Source organism: Yinghuangia sp. YIM S09857 (genome assembly GCF_051388915.1).
GTDB lineage: Bacteria > Actinomycetota > Actinomycetes > Streptomycetales > Streptomycetaceae > Yinghuangia.
In genome coordinates this window covers 90963-112722 of sequence record NZ_JBPKBH010000027.1, presented here as the reverse complement: position 1 = coordinate 112722, position 21760 = coordinate 90963, and the positions used below count along the sequence as shown (strand labels likewise).

Genomic DNA, 21760 nt, shown 5'->3' with positions numbered 1-21760 from the left:
GCAGTAGACGTCCATGCCCATCAAGGGGGACCACACCTTCACATACACGGCCGTGATCTGGCCGATGAACGCCTCGATGCGCCGGACCGCCGGGTCGTCTTCCACAGTGCCTGCCACGTCTCCAGTCATACATGCATCAATACAACTATAAGGCGGGGTGGCGTGGTGCCCGGGGCCGGACGGCTCAACATTTTGCGCAGCGCGTACGAAAAAACTGACGAGCGTCATTGATGTCATGCATCCATGCATGTATGTGTTGCCGTGTGAGCCGCAGCCGACATTCGGTCCGCACCAGCCGCCCGCCCCGTCGCATGACCGTCAAGGCCGATTCCGCACGACTACCCGAGGAGCAGCGCGTGACGGCCCACGACCAGCTTGCCGCACACCAGCTCGTCAACCGCTGCCCCTTCCCGCCGCAGGAGGTACCGACAGTGTCTCTCGGACGAACGCACAGTCGCAGAACGGGCGGAACACGCCGTGGCTGCACGGCGGTTGCCGTTCTGGTGGCGATCGGCCTGTCCCTCGGTGCGTGTGGGGGCGGTGGTGAGAGTTCCGACTCCGGCGGCGACGGCTCGCAGCCGCCCGCGAAGGCCGGCGGCAAGTTGACCATGCTCGCGGTGCAGGACTCCACTGTCCTGGATCCCTTCCGGGCGGTGAACTCCGCCATGGCGGACGAGCCGCGTCTGTCCGCGCTGTACGACCCGCTGTTCTACGTCGACGGAACGAGCCGCAGTGTCAAGCCGCACCTGGGGGAGTCGCTCACCAGCGCGGACAACGGTGCGACGTGGACCATGAAGCTGCGGCCCGGCGTGGTGTTCAGTGACGGGACACCGTTCGACGCGGCGGCGGTCAAGCTCAACTACGACACGCACGCCAATCCGGCGACCAGGTCGGTGCACATCGCCGCGGCCATGGGTTTCAAAGCCGAGGTCGTCGACAGCCTGACCGTGAAACTGACGGCGGTCGGCGCACCCAACCCGAACCTCGATCGCGCGATCGCTTCGGAACTCACGTACATCATGGCGCCTTCGGCGATCGCCAAGGGCCCCGAGACCTACGGCGCCCAGCCCGTCGGGCCGGACCGTTCGTGTTGAAGGACTGGGTGCGGGGCTCGCACCAGGTGTACGGGCGCAATCCGAATTACTGGCAGAAGGACAAGGGTCTTCCCAAGCTCGACGAGCTCACGTTCAAGAGCGTTCCCGACATCAAACAGGAGTTCAACACCGTCAAGTCCGGCCAGGCCGACCTCTTCCTCAGCTCCGACGGCAAGGTGTTGGAGCAGGCGGAGGAGGAGTTGCGCCTCAAGCGTTTCACCACCGACGGTGGCCAGATCGTGCAGTTCAACCTGCGCAAGGCACCCTTCGACGACGTGCGCGCCCGCCGGGCGATGACCCTCGCGCTCGACCCGGCCGACATCCCCAAGACCCTGAACAACGGGTACGTCCCGGCGAAGAGCTTCTTCACCGCGTCCAGCCCGTTCTTCGACCCGGCGGTCACCCAGCCCGCGCAGAACAAGGCCGAGGCGCAACGGTTGTTCGACGAGCTCGCCGCGGAAGGCAAGAAGGTGGACTTCAGCTATCTCGTCCCGCAGAACCCTTCGTCGGTGGCGGTCGCCGAGTACATGCAGAGCAGGCTCAAGGAGTTCTCCAACGTCACGATGCGCATCGAGCCGTTGGAGATCGGCACGTACATCGTCAAGTACGCCATCCAGCGCGAGTACCAGGCCACACTGACCCAGATCTGGGCCGTCGACCCCGAGCCGATGCTTTACGCCTACTGGCAGTCGCAGAGTCCGTTCAACCTCAGCGGCTGGAACAACCCGCAGGCCGACGCCGCCCTTGCCGCCGGACGTGCGAGCACCGACCCCGCGGTCCGCAAGCAGGCGTACTCCGAGCTCCAGAAGGCACTGGTCGCCGATGTGCCCTTGTGGTCGTACGCCGAATCCCTGACCGGCGCGATCCACAGCGACAAGGTCACCGGACTTGAGCACTACAACGCCGGAGTGATCTTCATGGACCGCGTCGGCCGCAAGTAGCACGGGGCAGCGTCCGGCTGTGTCAGGCGGTGGTTCTGTGGTGCGCGCCGTCGCCGAGTTGGGCGCGCACCGCAGGGCACCCCACCTCGGCACAGCGCACGATGCGCGTCGCGCGGTGCCGGGGCCGGTTCCAATACAACGCACACACCGAGGAGTTCGCCGATGGGCAGCAGCAAGCGACTGGACGGCAAGCGGGTGCTGGTCACCGGTGCCAGCCGGGGGATTGGAGCAGCCGTCGCGCACCGTGCCGCGGCCGAAGGGGCCGACGTCGCCATCGTGGCTCGCACGGTCGATCCCGAAGAGGCGTACCTGCCGGGCACGCTCGGCGAAACCGCCGAAAGCCTACGGCAGTTCGGTGGCCGGGTGACGCTGATCCAGGCGGACCTGACGCAGGAGGAGGCCCGTGCGGGCGTCATCCGCACCGCGGAGGCAAACCTCGGCGGCCCCGTGGACGTGCTGGTGAACAACGCCGCCGTCGCCCTGTACGGCACAGTCGCCGACTACCCGTTCAAGCGCATGCGGCTGATGCACGAACTCAATTGTGTGGCGCCCCTGCACCTCGCGCAGGAGGTCGTCCCGGGCATGGCCGCGCGCGGTGAAGGCTGGATCGTCAACGTCTCCAGCGGCACGGCCCGGCACTGGCAGGGGCCCCCGTTCCAGCTCGGCGGCACCGGGACCGGCACGACCGTGTACGGCGCTTCCAAGGCGGCGCTCAACCGCGTCAGCAACGGTCTGGCCGCCGAACTGCACGGCACCGGAATCCGCGTCAACACGGTCGAGCCGCGGGCTGCGGTGATGAGCGAAGGGGCCAAGGACCTCGTCGGTCACATTGTCCGTCCCGACCAGATCGAGTCCATGGAGGAGATGGTCGAGGCCATCCTCGCGCTGTGCGACTGCCCGGCCGACCACACCGGCCGCACCCACGTCAGCCTGGACCTGATCGACGAACTCGGCCTGACCGTACACAACCTCGACGGCACGCCGGTTTGACCGGAGTTCGCCGGCGGATCTGGGCACCCGTCGGACGCATCGGACTCCCGGGCGACGCCGGCTCGCTGTGCGCCAATTTGGCCTTCGAGCAGGGTTGTACCTGAAGCGGTGGAAGGATCACGCCGCGGCCGGTGTGCTCGGCCCGCGCCCCGGTCGGGTGCGGGTGGCGCCCCGGGCACTGGCCTCGGGGCGCCACAGTTGCGGTCAGACGCCGAAGGCGGCGGGATAGTGGATGGTGCCGGGCGGGGCCGGGCGGTTGTCGAGGGTCATGGCCATCATGGCCTCGTCGGGTACCTCGAAGGACGCTTGGATGCCGAAGCGGGAGGCGGGAGTGAACCCGAACCGCGGGTAGTAGTCGGCGTGGCCGAGGACGAGGACGAGGTTCTCGTCCATGGCGCGGGCGGCGTCCAGGGCGGCACGAATGGCGGCGGAGCCGGCTCCGGTGCGTTGGGCGGAGGGCAGTACCGCGCACGGGGCCAGGGCGAGGGCGGGTGTGCCGTCGACGTGGCAGCGGGTGAGCAGCGCGAACCCGACCGGGGTGCCGTCGGGGGTCGTGGTGATCATCGACAGTCCGTCGATCCACGCGTCGGGGTCGGCGCGCAGGGCGTCGACGAGGTCGGCTTCCTGGACGGTGGGGAAGGCCGCGGTGAGGATCTCGCGGATGGCGGGGACGTCGTCGGCGGTTTCGGGGCGGGCGATCCAGGTCGTCATGGGTCCGCTCTCGGTGGTGTCGGTGGCTGCGGGGGCGTGGTCGAGGGGGCGCAGGACGTACGCGGCGTAGTTGTAGTCGCTGCCGTGTTCACGCCGCATGGCGATCTCTGTCCGGTGCGCGGCCAATGCCTCGGGCATGCCGGGGCGCCCCGGGTCGGCCCGGTCGATCCGCTGGATGAGCGGGATGTAGTACTCGTCCCACCAGTCGCTCTCAGGGAGCGGCCAGTGCGCGGTCACCCGGTAGCCGGCGCCTTGCGCGGCGGCGGTGTTCGCGGCGTGGGTTCGCAGAGGGTAGACCGTGTTCCAGTAGGCGCGCGCCGGGGCGGCAGGGTTCGGCACCGTCCATTCGACTTCGGTGACGGCGACGACGCCGCCCGGGGCGAGCAGGCGTCGCCAGGCACGCAGGGCCGCATCGAAACCGATCGTGTACACGGACCCCTCGGCCCAGATGACGTCGAAACTGTGGTCGGGGACGGGAAGTTGGTCCATGGAGCAGTTGACGGCCACGACTCGGTCACCGAGGCCGCGGCGGGCCGCCTCGGCGGCGAGGTGATCCAAGAAGGGCTGGTGCACGTCGACGGCGGTTACGTGCGCGCCGAGTTCGTCGGCCAGCAGCAGGGCGGATCGCCCGGGGCCGCAGCCTGCGTCCAGGACGCGCGGGTGTTCGGGCAGCGGACCGGCCATCTCCAGCATGCGGCGTGTGGTGGTGTCCGAGCCCGGGCCCTGCCGGGGCAGGTCGCGGTGCAGGGTGAAGAAGGCCCCCGTCACCGGGTCGCCGGCGAACGCGTGGCCGGGGGTGTCGGTGTCGTTCACTTCCGGCCCTCCCGGAATCGGTAGGTGGCACGCAAGTGCCGCGTGATGTCCTTCTTGACGGCTTCGCGATCTGCGCGCATCCGCGCGTCGGTTCGGGAGGCGGCGTAGGCGTTCTCCCGCATCAGTTGGTGGTAGCTGTCCAGACGGCGGCGGGGAATCTCACCCGCCTCGACCGCGGCCAGCACCGCGCAGCCGGGCTCCCTCAGATGGCTGCAATCCGCGAACCTACAGTGCTGTGCGTGCTGTTCGATCTCGGCGAAGGTCTGCTCCAGCCCGTCCTGGGCGTCGTGCAGGCCGATCGCACGCAGACCGGGGGTGTCCAGAAGGACTCCGCCGCCAGGCAGCGGAAGCAGTTCCCGCCAGGAAGTGGTGTGTCGGCCCTTGCCGTCCACCTCGCGCACCGCACCGGTGGCCAGCCGGTCCTCGCCCAGCAGTCGGTTGCCCAGGGTGGACTTGCCGGCTCCGGAGGGGCCGAGCAGGACGATGGTGCCGTTCAGGGCGGTGGCCAGGGCGTCCAAACCCTGTCCGGTCGCGGAACTGGTGACCAGCACCTCAACACCGGCGGCCACGGCGGACATCTGCTCCAGCGCCGAGGGAACGTCCGCGCACGCGTCGGCCTTGGTGAGCACCACCACCGGCTGGGCGCCGCTCTCCCAGGCCAAGGCGAGCATGCGTTCGGTCCGACCGTGCTTGAGCGGGGCCGCCAGCGACACCGTCACCACCACGGTGTCGATGTTGGTGGCCAGGACCTGACCGTGCGAGGTACGGGAGGAAGACGCACGCACCAGAGCGGTGCGGCGCTCCAGCACCGCGTGCAGTACGGACGTGCCACCGGCGAGAGGGCGCAGCGCGACCCAGTCACCCGTGCACGGCGCCGAGAGCGGATCGCCGTGACCGGCGGTGCCGGGAACCTCTGCACGGGTGAACCCGGCGTCGGTCACCGCTTCGCACGAGCCGCGTTCGGCCCGCACGACGCGGGCCGGGGTCAGCCCGGCGGCGCGATGGGGTGCGAAGGCGCGCTCACACGCCTCGTCCCAGCCGTAGTCCGTCAGGGAATGCGGTCGGGGATGTTGGGAAATGGGTTGAGACAACGTAGAGACCCTTGAACAGGGGCCCGGTCGGCACGAGAGGAAGCACTGCCACCCGCGAGCGTCACAGCTCTTGCGGGGGCACCGACGTCAGGTCAGACCGAGGCCCGGGACGTGAGGATGATCCGGCGGGCACTGCACACGGCAGCGGCCTTTGCGACGGTCATCAACTCACCTCCCACTTCTGTCCCGCAGTCGACCTGGTTGTCCCTGCACCCCAGACCCTAACACCCCCCGACCGTGTTCAGCGCCGAAGCCTCGCACGCGGTCAACGCTCAGGTGATCGGCTGCGCCCCCGCCCTCGTCGCCCGGCACTTTCTCGTCCACGGCACCCTCATCCCCGACAGGTGAACGCCGCCGCGCCTTACCCGCGGGCTGGGCGCGATGGACTTGTCCGGACGCTCAGCGCACAGCTGGTGCCCCTGGTCTGCGGCGGACGGCGGGGTCGATAGCCTGGCCTGCCTTGCGGGGGCGGCGCGTGGCAGGCAGAACGCGTCGACGCGACGATGGATGGGTGCGCGGTCCGATGAGCACGACTCCGAGTCACGAGAGCTGGTCGGCCGCGGCGTCGCCGCCCACGGAGCGCGTGATCGCGGTCGTGGAGTTCCTCGCCTCGCGGCCGACCGAGCCGGCCACGGTCGCCGACGTGGTTCGCCACCTCGGGTTGAGCCGTGCCACCTGTCATGCGATTCTCGCGTCCCTGGTCGGTGCCGGCTGGGTCCTGCGTGATCCGGCGAAGAAGACCTTCTCCGCCGGCCCGGCGCTCATCGCCGTCGGCCGTGCCGCGGAGTCGGGGGCGCCGGCCGCGCACGCGGCCGACAGTGAGCTCGCGGCCTTGGCGGCGGATCTGGGCATGCCGGCCACGATCAGCTATCCCATTGGGGACCGGCTCGTGATCGGTTCGCGCAGTCCCGCGGCCGTCGCGGCGGACGATGAGGTACGCGTCGGCCAGCGCTTCCCGTTCGCGCCGCCCTTCGCCGCGGGCCTGGTGGCATGGGGCGCGCCCGGCGATTTCGAGCGGTGGGTCTCCCGCGCGCCCGACGGGGGCCTGGAAAGCGTCGAACATCTCCGCGGTGCCCTGGCCGCCGTTCGACGCCGCGGCTACAGCGTCATCAGCATGTCCGCCGCGGCTTGGCGCCTACGCGCTCTGCTGTCCGAACTCGACGCCTTCCCGTCCCGGAAGCGTCCTGTGATCGCCGGGCTCCTGCACGACATCGGCGCGGTGGATCATCTCAGCGAGGACCTTGCGGAAGGGATGTCCTGTCCCGTCGGCATCATGGCGACGCCGGCGTTCGGCGTGGACGGGACCGCCGTCCTCAACATCAGCGTGCATGTGTGGAGGGAGCGCGACGCCGCGGCCATCCGCGCTCTCGGCGATCGGCTTCTCGCCGCGTCGAGAGCGGTCACGCGGCAGATCGGCGGTCGGATGCCCGACGACTTTCCCATCTGAGGGTTCCCCGGGGGACTCGACAGCATGTCGAATATTCGACAGGCAATTGTCGAAGTTCCGTCATCTTTCTTTGCTTTGTTAGTCATCATGGCTATAAAAGGCGGGTAGCGACGCGCCGGGCCGGGGAGAGCCCCTGGCCTGCGACGTCCGACGGAGGCCCCCATGACAAATCAGAGCCCGGTCACCGGACTCACCGCGGAGGAGGTCCTCACCACCACCCGCACCGTCCGTCGCAGGCTTGACCTGGGCCGGCCGGTGGAACGGGAGGTCGTCGAGGACTGCCTGCGCATCGCGTTCCAGGCGCCGAACGGTTCCAACGTGCAGAGCTACCGCTGGATCGTGGTGGACGACCCGGCGACCCGCAGGGCGATGGCCGAGGTGTACCGGGCCGCCCTCGGCGACCAACTCGCCGCCTCGGAACGCGCTCGCGCCGCGGGTGCGCGCTCGGTCTATCCCACTGGGGCCGCACAGGACCGCATCTCGCGATCGGTGACCCACCTGGTCGACCACATGCACGAGGTGCCGGTGCTGGTGGTCCCCACATTCACCGGACGATTCGACGCGGCCGGGATGTTCGACCAGGCCAGCGCATGGGGGTCGGTACTGCCCGCGGTGTGGAACTTCATGCTCGCCCTGCGCACCCGCGGTCTGGGCAGCGCGTGGACCACGCTGCATCTGCACCGCGAGCGGGAGATGGCCGAGGTTCTGGGAATACCGCACGAACACACCACCCAGGCCGGGCTCTTCCCCGTGGCGTACACCCTGGGCACCGACTTCCGTCCCGGTCCGCGAGCCGACCTGGAGCGCCTTGTCCACTGGAACCGTTGGCCCAACGAGGACCGGCCGGAAGCGGTAGCTTTCGGGCACAAGGAAGGCTGACCATGGAACGGCTCGATCTGATGGACCCCGGCCTGTTCGTGTCCGGCGTCCCGCACGACTACTTCGCCTACCTGCGCGAGCACGACCCCATCGCCTGGCACGACGAATCCGACGGAACCGGATACTGGCTGATCACGCGGTTCGACGACGTGGTCGACGTCAACCGCGACTGGCGGCGCTACTCCAACTGGCTGCGCGCCTCATCGCTCGAAGACCCGGCCACCGAGGAGGAACTGCGGGTACGCCGCCTGGTGTTCGTCAACCAGGACCCCAAGCAGCACACGCGCACCCGCAAGCTCGTGCGCGGCGCGTTCACCCCGCGCCGCCTCCAGCAGCTGACCGACCAGATCGAGACCATCTGCACGGACCTGGTCGACGAACTGCTCGCCGCGCGCGAGGTCGACTTCGTCACCGACGTCAGCCGCCACCTTCCCTTCCGCATGGTCGCCCGCATGTTCGGCGTCCCGGAGGAGGACTGGGACATGGTCCTGCCCTGGGTCGAGCAGATCACCAACAACCACGAGCCCGAGCACAATCCGGGACTCGCGTCGCGGTTCGAGGTACAGCGCAAGGCCCTCGACTACGGGCACGAACTCATCGCCCGCGCGCGGCGGGACGGCGGCGACGGCATCCTGGCCGAACTCCTCGACGCCCGCATCGAGCGCGAAGACGGAACCGTCGACCGGCTCTCCGACGACGAGATCGCCTCCTTCATCCTCATCGTCGTGATCGGCGGCGTCGAGACCACGAGCCACGCCGTCGCCGAAGCGGTCGGCCTGTTCGCCGACCACCCCGACCTGTTCGACCGACTGAAGCGTGAAGGCGGCTGCCCCGGCAGCCTGGTGGAAGAGATCGTGCGCTGGGGCAGCCCCGCGATGAACTTCCGCCGCACCGCCACCGAGGACCACGTCCTGCACGGCCGGCGGATCAAGGCCGGGGACAAGGTGGTCATCTCGTTCTCGTCCGCCAACCGCGACGAACGCCACTTCCCCGACCCGCACGCCTTCGACCCCTGGCGCACCCCCAACGACCACATCGGATTCGGCGGAGGCGGCCCGCACTTCTGCATCGGCGCCCAACTCGCCCGCCTCGACATCCGCCTGATGCTCGACGAACTGCTGCGCCGCGTGGACCGTTTCGAGCGTGCCGGGGAGCCGGTGCGCCTGCGCTCCAACGCCTTCGCGGGCTGGCTCCACCTGCCCGTGACGGCCGAATAGGTCGTTCGGTCATGGTGCCGCCGACCTGCCCGCGGCGGGGCGGTGGCCGCGCCGCGGGCAGGTGAACTGCTTGTGGTGCCGGCTCTATTCGGCCTGCACGGTGACGGTGGCGTCGTGGCAATCGGCCGCTGTGGCGGTCACGGTGATCTCGCCGGGGCCGGTGGGGCGGATGACGGCGAGGGCGCGGCCTTCGTACGTCGTGTGCGTGTCCGCGGTGAATGGTTCCCGGGTCAGCGGGTCGGCGCTGCCGAGCCCTTGGAGGACCGCGGGGCCGGTGACCCGCACGGCGACCTGCCGGTCACGGTCGCGGTGGACGTTGCCGTCGGCGTCGGTCAGGGTCAGGGCGACGTACGCGAGGTCGGTGTCGTCCGCCCGAAGCGTCGCGCGGTCGACGTCGGCCACGAGAGCGAGGGGTCCGGTGGCGGTGGCCAGGCGGTGCCGGCCTTGCTCGACGCCGTCCTTGTAGGCCACCGCGATCAGTTCCCCGGGGTGATAGGTGGTGTCGAACTCGGCGCGGAAGCGGTGGAGTTCCCCGGCCGGGGCTTTGCCGACGACATCGCCGTTGCACAGGATCTCGACCTCGTCGGCGTCGCTGTAGACCTCGACCTTCACCGGCGATCCGGCGGGGTGGTCCCAGGTCCAGCTCGACACCGTGTCCGTCCACGCCCACGGCCCGGAGACGGTCTCGCGTCCGTACCCGGACGGGGGCTGTACCGCGATGTAGGGGTCCTTCCGCAGCCCGAACACGATCTCCCGGTAGTACGAGGCCGGGCGCCGGTGGCCGGTGATGTCGATGTCCCCGGCGCGCGCGGTCAGCAGCAGGAACTGCGCCGGCGAGGTCTCGGCGGTGATCCGGTCCGCGTAACCGACCATGCCCAGGCCCGGTTCGCCGAGGTAGTCCCAGCCGGTCCAGGTGAAGTCGCCCAGCACGTGGCTGTTGTCCAGGACCAGGCGCCAGTTGGTGTCGATCTTCTTCGCCACCGTTTCGCTGCCGACGATGATCCGGTTGGGGAACAGCTCGCGGTCCAATTCGTACCGGGAGTCCGCGTAGTTCATGCCGGCGACGTCCAGGACCGCGAACGCCTCCGCGGTGCGGGTGGTCACCATCTCGGACGCGCTGACGGTGTTCACCGCATCATCCATGGCGGCCATCATCGCGTTGAGGTTCGCGTGCTGCGCTTGCGCGGGGGCGCCGTCGTTGACCATGGCGACCACCTCTTTGAGGAACGGCAGCATGAGGTTGACGCCGTTGGTGACGTAGCGGGTGTCGTCCAGGGCGCGGACCTTCTCCGCCAGACGCCGGGCCCACGCCGCTCCGGAGGGGTTGCCGAGTTCGAGGATCTCGTTGCCGATCGAGTACATGACGACGCTGGGATGGTTGGCGTCCTTGCGGACCATGGCTTCCAGGTCGCGTTCCCACCAGGTGGGGAAGTCCAGGCCGTAGTCGCCGTCGGTCTTGTTGTGCGTCCACATGTCGAACGCCTCGTCCAACACCAGCATGCCGACCCGGTCGCAGGCATCGAGCATCGCCCTGCTCAGCGGGTTGTGGGCGCTGCGAACGGCGTTGAAGCCGGCGTCCTTGAGCAACTGCACGCGGCGTTCCTCCGCGCGGGCGATGGTCGCCGCGCCGATGACGCCGTTGTCGTGATGGACGCAGGCGCCGCGCAGCTTCACCGGCACGCCGTTGATCCGCAGTCCGTGGTCGACGTCCAGGCGCAGCGTGCGGACACCGAAGACCGCCTGGTCCCGGTCGACTTCGCCGGAGCCGTCCCGCAGGGCGACAGTCGCCGTGTAGAGGACGGGAGTGTCGACGCTCCACAGTTCGGGACGCTTGACGTAGAGGCGCTGGCGGACCGTGGCCGGCTCCCCGGGGAAGACGGAGGCGACGCTGCGGTCGGTGGCCACGACGGCGCCCGCGGCGTCGCGGATCTCCGTGACGACGTCGACGGTCGTCCGGGTCGGGCCGTCGTGCTCGACGAGCGTGGCGACGACGACCACGGCCTGGTCCGTGTCGACGTCCGGGGTCGTGACCCGGACGCCGTCCAGGGGGATGCGCGTCATGTTGCCGACCGCGAGGTGCACGTCGCGGTAGATCCCGGCGCCGCTGTACCAGCGCGAGTCGTGGTGGGTGCGGCACTCGACGCGCACTTCGTTGTCCTCGCCGTAGCGCAGGAAGTTGTCCGCGGGAACCACGAACGCCGAGTATCCGAAGGGCCGTTGCCCGGCGAACTCGTCGTTGATGTAGACCATCGCGCCGCGGTAGACGCCCTCGAACTCGATCGCGACCCGCTTGCCGCGGTACTCCTCGGGCACGTGGAATGTCTTGCGGTACTCGTAGGCCCCCTCGGGAAAGAACCCCAGGGTCGCGGTGCCGCCGGGGCTCCGCTCCCGGGCGAGCATCGCGTCGTGCGGGAGCGTGACCTCGACGTACGGGTCCGGAGGTCCCATGAACTCCGCGAACGGTCCCGACCTCGGCCGGACTTCCCAGCCCCGGTTGAAGGCACTGCGAATCATGCTTTTCCTCCCTGCGCTTCGAAGCGACTTGGTACTGGCCCGGTCCGCCGACCGCGCAACCGCACGACGGTGCCTCGGCCGGGCACCGGTGCTCGGCGAGCCGAAGAACGTCGGCTCACTGCCGCCGGAGATCCGCCGTCAAGGTGGGAAAGTGGAAGCGTTCGGCGATGCGGCGGTAGCCCGCGCCGTCGGGGTGCAGGCCGTCCGGCAGGTCGGCGGCGTCGGCCGGGCCGAACAGGTCGAGGCCGTCGATGATTTCGAGCGCGGTGTCGCCCTCGCCGCGGCGTATCCCGGTGTGCTGGTGGAGCAGCTTGCGGATGCGGTCCAGGGAGAGCGCACCGACCGCGAGGGCTGGGTCCCGTTCGACGGTGCCGATTCGGTGGTCCGTCGCGGCCGTCGTGCCGGTGGTGGGGCCGGGGTGATCCTCCACGACGGGGCAGACGATCGGCGTGATGATCGAGATCGGTGTATCGGGGTGCTTTTCGCGGATGGTGTCGAGGAATCCGTGGAACGCCGCGACGAACGCACGCTCCCGCATGGTGTCGCCGTTGACGATGTTGATGCCGACGCAGACGCTGATCGCGGCCGCGGGCAGGTCGCGGATGGCCCGCGCCATGAACGGGTCCAGGTGGCACTGCCCGCCGAGGCCGAGGTTCAGCAGTGACGCACCCGTGCGGCGCGCGACGATCGCCGGCCAGGTCCCGGTGGGGCGGTCGGCTTCCGAGCACTGGCTGATGGAGCTGCCGTGGTGCACCCACAACGGCCCGCTGGCCGGTGCCGGCCGTAGCGACGCGTCGGCCGGGATCCGCACGTCGAGGAGCCGGAGGTGCGCGGCGGCGGTCAGCCAGATCTCCACCCGCCGTTCCGCCGGTGTGCCGTCGATTTCGAACCGCAGGGTCGCCGGGCCCGCGGGTTCCAGGTTGAAGGCGCCGGTGGCGGCGTCCATCCGGACGAGGGTTTGCCGCGCTGTGCCGACGGGCTCACGCAGGACGCCGTCCACCACCAGGTCGAAGACGGTCTCCGACGCGGGGAGGCCCGCCGGAACCGTCTTGGTCAGCGCGACGTCCAGTTCCACCTCCGTGGCGTCGGTGAGCATTTCGATGCGTACCCCGGACGGGGTCGCGCTCATGAAGTCGAGAGCCACGTCAGCCATGCGGGCTCGCGCCGCGGCCGGCGCGCGGTGGAACGTGACGCCGGTGGCGTCGACAGCGATCTCCAGGGCTCCGACGACACAGTCGAGCACCGGCGTGAGGACGGACGGCATGGCGGGTCCTTTCGAGAGAGCGGCCGGGATCGGGAGACCGGACCCGAGCGTTTGCCGATGACCGATGACCGATGACCGATGACCGATGACTGCGGCGCCTCGCTCATCTGACGCATGCCGTACAGGCCCACCGCACGCCGCGCTGCCGCCGGATTCGCCACGTGGGCGTACAGCGCCGGCTGCGACACTCCGAGCCTGCGGGCGAGATTGGTGGTGGTGAGCGCGGCGCCGCCCTCGCTGTCGACGAGTTCGACCGCGGCGCGGGTGATGACGTCGGGGTCCAGGCGACCCTGCGCGGTGCACGCGTGGCCGGAGTGGTGGCGTCGCCCGAGGTACTGCTCTTCGTGGCCCTCGGCACTGCCGGCCCGGTCCATGTCCGGTGAACGGCTCGGTTGCCGCCCGTCCGGCCATCTCATAGGCGTTGAGCGCACGGGCCTCACTCGGGCGGCGCGGTGAGCGGGGCGTAGCTGAACTCGGCGAGCACGGCCCGGGTTGCCAGTGCTTCGACGCCGATGACGCGGCCGGTGAAGCCGCTGGCGACTTCTGTGGAGAGGTAGCGTCCGTCGATGTCGGCGAGCCGTTGGAATTCGTTGCCGACGAGGTAGCCGAATTCGAGCCTGTCCGGGCCGTTGTGCGGAGTGGGGATGTCCTGGTGGTCCACGCTGCGTACGGCCAACGGATGCTCGGGGGAGACGCCGGTGGCGGTTGCGAGCCGTTGGTCGAAGGGGCCGACGACCGCGCGTGCGGTCAGGACGTCGCCGACCCGTTCCACACCCGCCCAGTGCGCGTCGTCGATGCGTACGACGAGCGCCGCGTCGCCGGCGGGGAGGGCGGCGGCGGCCTGCCACCGGGTGTCCCGGGCACGGACGGCGAGCAGGTGCCGTGCGTCGCGTGTTTCGGGAGAACGTCCTCCCGCGAGGACGATCCCGGCCGGAGTACCGGGGTCACGGCTGACGAACGTGCGCGGGTCGGTGCCGGGCGAGATCCACCGCGGGTGCAGGTGGACGCCGGTGAAGTGGTCGGTGAAGGACGTCTGTTGCGGGGGCACGTCGAAGGCGTCCTCCGCCACGACGGGCCAGTCGTCGACCCAGTCGACGCCGGCCAGGAACGTCTCGCGGCCGTTGACGTGGAACATCGGGGTGCTGCCTCGCGGGCGCACCCCGAGATATACCGCCGCCCAGCGGCCGTCGAACAACTCCACCAGGTCGGCGTGGCCGGTGTTCTGCACCGGGTGGTCGGTGCTGCGGTGCGACAGGATCGGGTTCGCCGGGTGTGCCTCGAACGGCCCGCTGATCGCCCGCGAGCGCGCGACGGACACGCCGTGGCCGCGCTCGGTGCCGCCCTCGGCGATCACGAGGTACCACCACCCGTTCCGGGCGTAGAGGTGCGGCGCCTCCGGGAAGGCCAGTCCGGTGCCGCCCCACAGCACCCGCGGTTCGGACAGCAGTCGGCCGGTGTCCGGATCGACCGCCACCTGTGTGATCCCGTCCGGACCGGCCCACGTCAGATGGCAGGTGCCGTCCTCGTCCCAGGCCAGATCCGGGTCGATGCCCGTCGCGCCTTCGGCGTACACCGGGTCGCTCCAGCCCTTGGCCGGGTCGGTGGTGCGCACGATCAACTGGCCCTTGCCGTGTTCGAGCACGTTGGTGGTGACCAGCCAGAACACCCCGTCGCGGTAACGCAGCGTCGGCGCGTAGATCCCCGTACTGGCCGCGAAGAGACCGCCCATCACCCGCAGTTGCTCCGGACGGTCGAGGGCGTTGCCGACCTGCTCCCACCGGAGCAGGTCCGTGCTGCGGAACACCGGGACGCCGGGGAAGTACTCGAACGTGGACGTCGCCAAGTAGTACGCGTCGTCCGCCCGGCAGATCGTCGGGTCCGGGTAGAAGCCCGGGAGGATCGGATCGACGTTCACACGTATCTCCTTCGCGGTGGCGCGGACGGGCTGCCCGGCGCCCTCGAACTTGAGGCAGGCTACGCGCTACAGGTAGCGCGCGCAACCAGCGGACTGGCATGCTCCTTCGTGCGGCGTCGAGAGGATGCAGCGGGACGGGCGGGCGCGTACGGACGTGGGCGCCGGCGGGCTTGCCCGGCTGGTGATCGCGACGATGGACGGCATCCAGATGCAGGGGCTGGTGGACCCGGACGCCCGAACAGGCAACCCCCTGCGGGTGGTGCCTCGGCGGGACGTGCGAGGGCGAAGCCGCGTGGTGAGCGTTTCGGCCGCCGCGCACACTCGCGATGCAGTGAGGCTACTCACTAGACAATATGTCCAGTGAATCGTTTACTGGTGCGGGCTGACTGGATCATGTTGTGACCATGTCGGCGCTACATGACTTCGAATGCCGCGTGCCACGGGCGAACTCAAGTCCGGGCGGTCCCGGACTGTGCGCGTCGTGTGGGATGCAATGACGAACAGAGGATCACATGTCACGACTCGCCGGAAAGGTGGCGCTCGTCACCGGCGCGGGACGGATGGGGAACATCGGCGTCGCCGTCTGCGAGGCCTTCCTGCGGGAAGGCGCCGCGGCGGTCGTGGGGACGGACATGCGCGACGACGAGGCGTCGGCGATCGCGCGGCGCCTGGCGGACGTCTCGGCCGGCGGCCGCTTTCTCGGGCTCCGCCACGACGTCACGAGTGAGGAGAGCTGGCGCTCGGTCGTCGACGAGACGGTGCGCGAGTTCGGCGCACTCGATGTGCTCGTCAACAATGCCGGCATTTCGGTGCACGGCAGCGTGATGACGACGTCGCTGGAGGACATGCGCCGCGTGATGGCCGTCAACCACGATGCGCTGTTCCTCGGCATGAAACTGTGTGCCCCGGAGCTTGAGAGGAGCGGCACCCGCTTTTCGGGTGGGGGCTCGATCATCAACAACCTGTCCATGGCGTCGTTCATGCCCAGTGACGCCAACCTCGGCTATCAGGTCTCGAAGTCCGCCGCGCGCATGCTGACGCTGTGCGCCGCAGTGGAGTTCGGGCCCAAGCGCATCCGGGTCAACTCCGTGCACCCCGGTCTCACGATGACCCCTCTCATCGAGGAAGCGGTGGAGGACTATGTCGCGCAGGGGCGTTGGGCAAGCCGGGAAGCCGCGGTGGACGGCATCTCGCAGCTGTCCCTGTTGAAGGCGTCCAGCAAGCCGGAGGACACCGCGCATGCGTTCGTCTACTTCGCATCCGAGGAGGCGCGTTTCGTGACCGGGGCGGCGCTCTACCACGACGGCGGCATCGGACGGCACTACTGAGAGATCCGCTCCGGGGCTGCGGACCGGTGCGGGCAGCGCGGCTGTCGCGCTGTCCGCGCCCGCCCGAGCGCCCGCCCGCCCGAGCGCCCGCCCACGATAAGGGGCGCCCAGAACCGATGATTGCGCGTGCTACTTGGGGTGGGTAATCTGCCGCTCAGTAGCGCGCGCTACTCGCGCTGCGGACGACTCGGGAATGGGACAGCCAGGAAGTCACGAGGTTGAGCGACGAACCGCTTCGCCGACATCACGTCCGTGGCAATCGCCGCTGCCTGCCTTCCTGCTTGCCCGACACGGCACGGTCGTCCGGGGCACAGCCCCCAGTGAACGACAAGGGAGACAGCCGTCCATGACCCGTACCTTCCCGAAGGGCTTCCTCTGGGGGGCGTCGACCGCGGCGCACCAGATCGAGGGCAACAACATCAACAACGACTGGTGGCAGCTCGAACACGCCGCGGCCGACTACGGCGTCCAGTTCAGCGGTGACGCACTGGACAGCTATCACCGGTACGAAGAGGACATGACGCTGCTGGCCGAAGCGGGCCTGAACGCCTACCGCTTCAGCCTCGAATGGTCGCGGATCGAACCGAGCCCCGGGAAGTTCTCGCGCGCCGAACTCGCCCACTACCGCCGCATGATCGAGGCCGCGCAGCGGTTGGGGCTGACTCCGGTCGTGACCCTCCACCACTTCACCCACCCCGTGTGGTTCGGGGACAAGGGGGGATGGCTGGCGGACGATGCGACCGCGGTCTTCACCCGCTACGTGGAACAGGCGTGCAGCATCCTCGAAGGTGTCGCGTGGGTCTGCACGATCAACGAGCCCAACGTCGTGGCGGTGAACCACGGCCAACTGCGACGGGTCGCAGAAGGCAAGGAGTACCAGTTGACCGGTGCGCTGCCCGACTCCGAATTCGGTGAAGCCCTCATCACCGCGCATCGCGCCGTCGCGCCGCTGGTCCGCGAACGGACCGGCGCGAGGGTCGGCTGGACGGTGGCCAATCAGGCGCTCGTGCCCGTCCCCGGGAGCGAGGCCATGCATGCCGAGGTGCAGCAGGTCTGGGAGGACATGTACCTCGAACCTGCGCGCGACGACGACTTCGTCGGCGTCCAGTCCTACACCAGCCAACTCGTGGACGACGAGGGGGTCGTGCCGCACCCGGAACACCCCGACAACACCTTGATGGGTTGGGCGTACCGGCCCGACGCGCTCGGCATCGCGCTGCGGCACACCCGTGACGTCGTCGGCGACGTCCCGATCATCGTCAGCGAAAACGGTATCGCCACCGCCGATGACGAGCGGCGCATCGCGTACACGACGGGGGCCCTGACCGGCATGCACGACGCCATGCAGAGCGGCATCGACGTGTGCGGCTACCTGCATTGGAGCTTGCTGGACAACTTCGAGTGGGGGCGCTGGGAGCCGACCTTCGGGCTCGTAGCGGTCGACCGGACGACGTTTGAACGCCACCCCAAGCCCAGCCTCGCGTGGCTCGGAAAGATCGCCCAGGCGAACGCCATGTGAGCGAAGGAGGGCGCCGCGGGACACGCGGCGCCCTCCTTCGGCTGTGGCGCCCCGCGACTGCCAGGAGTCCGTCACGATGCGGACCCGATCCGCGTACCCGCTCTGGGGTCAGGTCGGAGAATGAGAGGACCGCGACGTCGTGCGCCTTGTCCTTCAGTCGACTTCGGCCGTCGCATCGGCGAACTGCGCGGCGTAGAGGCGGCTGTAGGCACCGCCGGCGACCACCAGCTGGTCGTGGGAGCCCTGTTCGACGATGGTGCCGTTCTCCATCACGACGATGGTGTCGGCGTCGCGGATCGTGGACAGGCGGTGGGCGATGACGAACGCCGTGCGGCCTCGGCGCAAACGGGCCATCGCCTGCTGGATCAGCACCTCGGTCCGGGTGTCGACGGAGCTGGTTGCCTCGTCGAGTACGAGGATCGTCGGTTCGGTCAGGAACGCCCGTGCGATCGTGAGTAGTTGCTTCTCGCCGGCGCTGATGCCGGAGCCGCTCTCGTCGTCGACCACCGTGTCGTATCCGTCGGGCAGCGTGCGGATGAAGCGGTCGGCGTGCGCGGCCTTCGCGGCGTCCACGACGTGATCGCGCGTCGCGTGCTCCGATCCGTACGCGATGTTCTCGGCGATGGTGCCGCGGAACAGCCAGGTGTCCTGGAGGACCATCCCGATTCGCGAGCGCAGGTCCGCGCGGGACATGGACGCGGTGTCGACCCCGTCGAGCGTGATGCGTCCGCCGGTGACGTCGTAGAAGCGCATGAGGAGGTTGACCAGCGTGGTCTTGCCCGCGCCCGTCGGGCCGACGATCGCGACGGTGTGCCCTGGTTCGGCGACCAGCGAAAGTCCTTCGATGAGCGGCGTGTCGAGTACGTAGCGGAACGACACATCCTCGAAGGCGACGCGGCCGACGCCCGCGGTCGGCCGGTCCGGTTCGGCCGGGTCGGGCGCCTGGTCGGGAGCGTCCAGGAGCTCGAACACGCGCTCGGCTGAGGCGACTCCGGACTGCACCATGCCGAGCATGCCGGCGAGCATGCCCAGCGGTTGGCTGAACTGGCGCGAATACTGGATGAACGCCTGGACGTCGCCGACCGTCAGTGCTCCCGAGGCCACGCGCAGCCCGCCGACCGCGGCGACGAGCACGTAGTTGAGGTTGCCGAGGAACATCATCAGGGGCTGGACCAGCCCGGACCTTTCCTGGGCCCGGCGGCTCGCCTCGTACAGGCGTTCGTTCTCCGCGTCGAACGCCGCCTGGGACTGCTCCTCGCGGCCGAACGCCTTGACGAGCGAGTGCCCGGTGTACATCTCCTCGATGTGCGCGTTCAGGCGTCCGGTGTGCTGCCACTGCCGGGTGAACTCCGGCTGCGACCATCTGCCGATCCACGCGACGGCGAGCACCGACAGCGGGACGGTGAGCAGCGCGATCAGCGCCAGCAGCCACGAGACCCAGAACATCACCGCCACGACCCCGACGATGGTCAGTACCGAGACGACGAGCTGGCTCAACACCTGTTGTACGCATTGGGCGAGGTTGTCGATGTCGTTGGTGACCCGGCTGATGATCTCGCCGCGGTGCCTGCGGTCGAGGTAGCTCAACGGGACACGCGCGAGCTTGGCCTCGACGTCCCGGCGCAGCCGCTCGGCGGCGTCCTGTACGGCCACAGTGGCCATGCGGGCCTGGAGCACGCCGCACAGCCCGGCCACGAGGTAGACGGCGATGGCGTACGCCACCATCCGGGCGACCGCGGGGAAGTCGATGCCCTTGCCCGTGTCGTCGAAGGAGCCGGACACCACGAGGTCGGTGGCCCGGCCCAGGAGCACCGGCCCGGCGACGGTGAGCCCGACGCTGAGAGCGCCGGTCGCCAGCACCCCCGCGAACAGTCCGCGCCTGCGCGTGACCAGGGCCGTGATCCGCCGCGCCGTCGCGCGAAAGTCGGATGACTGGTCGGGGCGTCGAGGCGCGGCACCGGACTTGGGCGGGGTGGCCGGAGGATCCTCGCGCCTCGGGGACCGCTCGCCGTCGCTTCCGTCGGTCATGCCGCCTCCGCCTCGGTGAGCTGCGACAGGACGATCTCCCGGTACGTGCCGTCGGATTCCAGGAGTTCGGCATGGGTGCCGACGCCGACGATCCGGCCCTCGTCGAGTACGACGATGCGGTCCGCGTCGCGGATGGTGCCGACGCGTTGGGCGACGACGATGACGGCCGCCTCGGCGGTCTCCTCGGCCAGCGCCGTGCGCAGCCGCGTGTCTGTCGCGTAGTCCAGGGCGGAGAAGGAGTCGTCGAACAGGTACACGTCGGGTCGGCCGACCAACGCGCGTGCGATCGCCAGGCGTTGCCGCTGGCCGCCGGAGACGTTGGTGCCTCCCTGCGCGACGCGCGCATCCAGGCCGTCGGTCAGCGCCTCGACGAAGTCCCGTGCCTGCGCGACTTCCAGGGCACGCCACAGATCGTCGTCGGACGCGTCGGGGGCGCCGTACCGCAGATTGGAGGCGATCGTGCCGGAGAAGAGGTACGGCCGCTGTGGGACGTACCCGACGGTGCGGCTCAGCAGCGCGGGATCCAGGTCGCGTACGTCCACGCCGCCGACCAGGACCGTCCCGGCGGTGGCGTCGGACAGCCGGGGGATCAGGCTGAGCAGGGTGCTCTTGCCGCTGCCGGTGCCGCCGATGATCGCCGTGGTCTCGCCGGGCCCCGCGGACAGGGTGATTCCGTCCAGGACACCCGTTTCGGCGCCCGGGTAGTGGAAGCCGACGCCGCGCAGCTCGACGTGGCCGCGGCGGGTGAGGCGGCGCACCGGACAGGACGGGAGAGCGACCGAGCTTTCGGTGTCGAGGACTTCGAGGATGCGGCCCGCGCAGACCTCGGCCCGGGGGATCCACAGCAGCATGTACGTCGCCATGACCGCGGCCATCAGCAGTTGCAGCAGGTAGCTGATGAAGGCGGTCAGCGCGCCGACCGTCATCTCGCCGGAGTCGACGCGCTCGGCGCCGAACCACAGGACGGCCGCCCCTGCGATGTTCACGATGGTCATGACGGCCGGGAACATCAGGGCCATCAGCCGGCCGACGCGTACCGAGACGTCGGTGAGTTCGGCGTTGGCCGCGGCGAAGCGGCGGCTCTCGTGGTCCTCCTTGACGAAGGCGCGGATGACGCGGAGCCCGGTGATCTGCTCGCGCATGATGCGGTTGACGGAGTCGATGCCGCGCTGCATGGCGTTCGACAGGGGGGCGAGGCCGCGCAGGATCGCCCCGATGGCGATGCCGAGCAGCGGCACCAGCACGACGAGGGTCAGTGACAGGGGAGGGTCCTGGTCGACGGCGAGCACGATCCCGCCGACCGCCATGATGGGCGCGGACACCATCAGGGTCAGTGTGAGGAGCACCAGCATCTGGACCTGCTGCACGTCGTTGGTGCTGCGGGTGATCAGCGACGGTGCCCCGAATCTCCCCATCTCGCGCACCGAAAGCGACTGGACCCGCGCGAACACGGAACGCCGGATGTCGCGGCCGAGCGCCATCCCGACCCGCGCGCCGATCCGAACGGCAAGGTAGGAGCAGACCAGTTGCACCGACGCCACCGCGACCATGACCGCGCCGACGCGGACGATGTAGCCGTGGTCGCCGTGGACCACGCCGGTGTCGATGATGTCGGCGTTGAGGTTGGGCAGGTAGAGCGTCGCCGCGGTCTGTGCCAGCTGGAGCAGGGCGAGCACCGCCACGGGCCGACGGTAGGGCGTGAGGTGGGCCCGGACGAGGCGGATCAGCACGCGGCCCTCTCATGACGGCTCGGTCCTGCGCGCGGCAGGGGGTTGGGATGGGGACCTGGGGTGGAGACGTGTCCGGTGGCCCACACCACGGCGGTGACCCGCCCCCCGAGTGGCCTCGCCTTGGGTAGCGCGCGCTACCGAGGGGCAGATTACCCGGGCCCGACAGCCTCCGCAACCGTCGGGGCGGCGCCGATCGCGGAGCGCGGGGCCATGCGCGTGGGGAAATAGTAGATCTCATACGCTAAATTGTCCGCGTCCGAAGGCGGTCTTCTCGTCGAA

The 21760-nt window shown here is 69.6% G+C and carries 17 protein-coding genes; 9 read left to right on the top strand and 8 right to left on the bottom strand.

Annotation, left to right across the window (positions count from 1 at the left end; translation table 11 throughout):
- The first annotated feature begins 503 nt into the window (after positions 1-503).
- From ACRX5S_RS37085 to ACRX5S_RS37075, 3 genes are all read left to right on the top strand, one after another.
- Complete coding sequence (locus ACRX5S_RS37085; RefSeq protein ID WP_436777645.1) at positions 504-1094, top strand: ABC transporter substrate-binding protein; 591 nt, start codon at positions 504-506, stop codon at positions 1092-1094.
- The gene (locus ACRX5S_RS37080) at positions 1088-2035 is read left to right on the top strand and encodes an ABC transporter substrate-binding protein (protein WP_436777644.1); all 948 of its coding nucleotides are present in this window, start codon (positions 1088-1090) and stop codon (positions 2033-2035) included. The genes ACRX5S_RS37085 and ACRX5S_RS37080 overlap by 7 nt, the downstream gene beginning before the upstream one ends.
- A gap of 162 nt (positions 2036-2197) precedes the next feature.
- Complete coding sequence (locus ACRX5S_RS37075; RefSeq protein ID WP_436777643.1) at positions 2198-3025, top strand: SDR family NAD(P)-dependent oxidoreductase; 828 nt, start codon at positions 2198-2200, stop codon at positions 3023-3025.
- Between the two features lie 204 nt (positions 3026-3229).
- On the opposite strand, the gene ACRX5S_RS37070 is transcribed toward ACRX5S_RS37075, so the two are convergent.
- Both ACRX5S_RS37070 and rsgA read right to left on the bottom strand, forming a co-directional pair.
- Entirely contained in the window at positions 3230-4549 is a 1320-nt protein-coding gene (locus ACRX5S_RS37070; protein ID WP_436777642.1) for a GNAT family N-acetyltransferase, read from the bottom strand.
- Positions 4546-5640, bottom strand: coding sequence for a ribosome small subunit-dependent GTPase A (rsgA, locus tag ACRX5S_RS37065; protein WP_436777641.1), 1095 nt, complete (start codon positions 5638-5640; stop codon positions 4546-4548). Before rsgA ends, ACRX5S_RS37070 begins: the two co-directional genes overlap by 4 nt.
- 583 nt (positions 5641-6223) lie before the next feature.
- On the opposite strand from rsgA, the gene ACRX5S_RS37060 reads away from it, so the two are divergent.
- The 3 genes from ACRX5S_RS37060 to ACRX5S_RS37050 all read left to right on the top strand — a co-directional run bounded on the left by ACRX5S_RS37060 (position 6224) and on the right by ACRX5S_RS37050 (position 9183).
- Positions 6224-7087, top strand: coding sequence for an IclR family transcriptional regulator (locus ACRX5S_RS37060; protein WP_436777640.1), 864 nt, complete (start codon positions 6224-6226; stop codon positions 7085-7087).
- Between the two features lie 162 nt (positions 7088-7249).
- Positions 7250-7966 carry a nitroreductase family protein gene (locus ACRX5S_RS37055; RefSeq protein WP_436777639.1) on the top strand — a complete coding sequence of 239 codons (717 nt, stop codon included), beginning with the start codon at positions 7250-7252 and terminating at the stop codon, positions 7964-7966.
- 2 nt (positions 7967-7968) lie between these two features.
- Positions 7969-9183 (top strand): cytochrome P450, encoded by a 1215-nt coding sequence (locus ACRX5S_RS37050; protein WP_436777638.1) that lies wholly within the window; start codon positions 7969-7971, stop codon positions 9181-9183.
- A gap of 84 nt (positions 9184-9267) precedes the next feature.
- Here ACRX5S_RS37050 and ACRX5S_RS37045 read toward each other — a convergent pair whose 3' ends face one another.
- From ACRX5S_RS37045 to ACRX5S_RS37035, 3 genes are all read right to left on the bottom strand, one after another.
- The gene (locus ACRX5S_RS37045; protein WP_436777637.1) at positions 9268-11697 is read right to left on the bottom strand and encodes a glycoside hydrolase family 2 TIM barrel-domain containing protein; all 2430 of its coding nucleotides are present in this window, start codon (positions 11695-11697) and stop codon (positions 9268-9270) included.
- 115 nt (positions 11698-11812) lie between these two features.
- A complete protein-coding gene (locus ACRX5S_RS37040) occupies positions 11813-12643 on the bottom strand; it encodes an SGNH/GDSL hydrolase family protein (RefSeq protein ID WP_436777664.1) in 831 nt (276 codons plus the stop codon).
- Positions 12644-12822: 179 nt separating this feature from the next.
- The gene (locus ACRX5S_RS37035; RefSeq protein WP_436777663.1) at positions 12823-13230 is read right to left on the bottom strand and encodes a TetR family transcriptional regulator; all 408 of its coding nucleotides are present in this window, start codon (positions 13228-13230) and stop codon (positions 12823-12825) included.
- Here ACRX5S_RS37035 and ACRX5S_RS37030 point away from each other — a divergent pair.
- A complete protein-coding gene (locus ACRX5S_RS37030; RefSeq protein WP_436777667.1) occupies positions 13123-13344 on the top strand; it encodes a hypothetical protein in 222 nt (73 codons plus the stop codon). The two genes, ACRX5S_RS37035 and ACRX5S_RS37030, sit on opposite strands and share 108 nt — an antisense overlap.
- A gap of 53 nt (positions 13345-13397) precedes the next feature.
- On the opposite strand, the gene ACRX5S_RS37025 is transcribed toward ACRX5S_RS37030, so the two are convergent.
- Entirely contained in the window at positions 13398-14876 is a 1479-nt protein-coding gene (locus ACRX5S_RS37025) for a family 43 glycosylhydrolase (RefSeq protein WP_436777636.1), read from the bottom strand.
- A gap of 512 nt (positions 14877-15388) precedes the next feature.
- Here ACRX5S_RS37025 and ACRX5S_RS37020 point away from each other — a divergent pair.
- Both ACRX5S_RS37020 and ACRX5S_RS37015 read left to right on the top strand, forming a co-directional pair.
- Complete coding sequence (locus ACRX5S_RS37020; protein ID WP_436777635.1) at positions 15389-16204, top strand: SDR family NAD(P)-dependent oxidoreductase; 816 nt, start codon at positions 15389-15391, stop codon at positions 16202-16204.
- Between the two features lie 346 nt (positions 16205-16550).
- A complete protein-coding gene (locus ACRX5S_RS37015; protein ID WP_436777634.1) occupies positions 16551-17723 on the top strand; it encodes a glycoside hydrolase family 1 protein in 1173 nt (390 codons plus the stop codon).
- Between the two features lie 153 nt (positions 17724-17876).
- Here ACRX5S_RS37015 and ACRX5S_RS37010 read toward each other — a convergent pair whose 3' ends face one another.
- On the bottom strand, positions 17877-19751 hold the full coding sequence (locus tag ACRX5S_RS37010) for an ABC transporter ATP-binding protein (protein WP_436777633.1): 1875 nt from the start codon (positions 19749-19751) through the stop codon (positions 17877-17879).
- Positions 19748-21481 (bottom strand): ABC transporter ATP-binding protein, encoded by a 1734-nt coding sequence (locus tag ACRX5S_RS37005; protein ID WP_436777632.1) that lies wholly within the window; start codon positions 21479-21481, stop codon positions 19748-19750. Before ACRX5S_RS37005 ends, ACRX5S_RS37010 begins: the two co-directional genes overlap by 4 nt.
- Between the last annotated feature and the right edge of the window lie 279 nt (positions 21482-21760).

What these genes read in the sequence shown, in the direction of transcription:
- ACRX5S_RS37075 (WP_436777643.1), top strand. Translation starts at nt 2,198, where the DNA reads ATGGGCAGCAGCAAGCGACTGGACGGCAAGCGGGTGCTGGTCACCGGT.
- ACRX5S_RS37055 (WP_436777639.1), top strand. Translation starts at nt 7,250, where the DNA reads ATGACAAATCAGAGCCCGGTCACCGGACTCACCGCGGAGGAGGTCCTC.
- ACRX5S_RS37050 (WP_436777638.1), top strand. Translation starts at nt 7,969, where the DNA reads ATGGAACGGCTCGATCTGATGGACCCCGGCCTGTTCGTGTCCGGCGTC.
- ACRX5S_RS37045 (WP_436777637.1), bottom strand. Translation starts at nt 11,697, where the DNA reads ATGATTCGCAGTGCCTTCAACCGGGGCTGGGAAGTCCGGCCGAGGTCG.
- ACRX5S_RS37040 (WP_436777664.1), bottom strand. Translation starts at nt 12,643, where the DNA reads ATGGACGCCGCCACCGGCGCCTTCAACCTGGAACCCGCGGGCCCGGCG.
- ACRX5S_RS37020 (WP_436777635.1), top strand. Translation starts at nt 15,389, where the DNA reads ATGTCACGACTCGCCGGAAAGGTGGCGCTCGTCACCGGCGCGGGACGG.
- ACRX5S_RS37015 (WP_436777634.1), top strand. Translation starts at nt 16,551, where the DNA reads ATGACCCGTACCTTCCCGAAGGGCTTCCTCTGGGGGGCGTCGACCGCG.
- ACRX5S_RS37010 (WP_436777633.1), bottom strand. Translation starts at nt 19,751, where the DNA reads ATGACCGACGGAAGCGACGGCGAGCGGTCCCCGAGGCGCGAGGATCCT.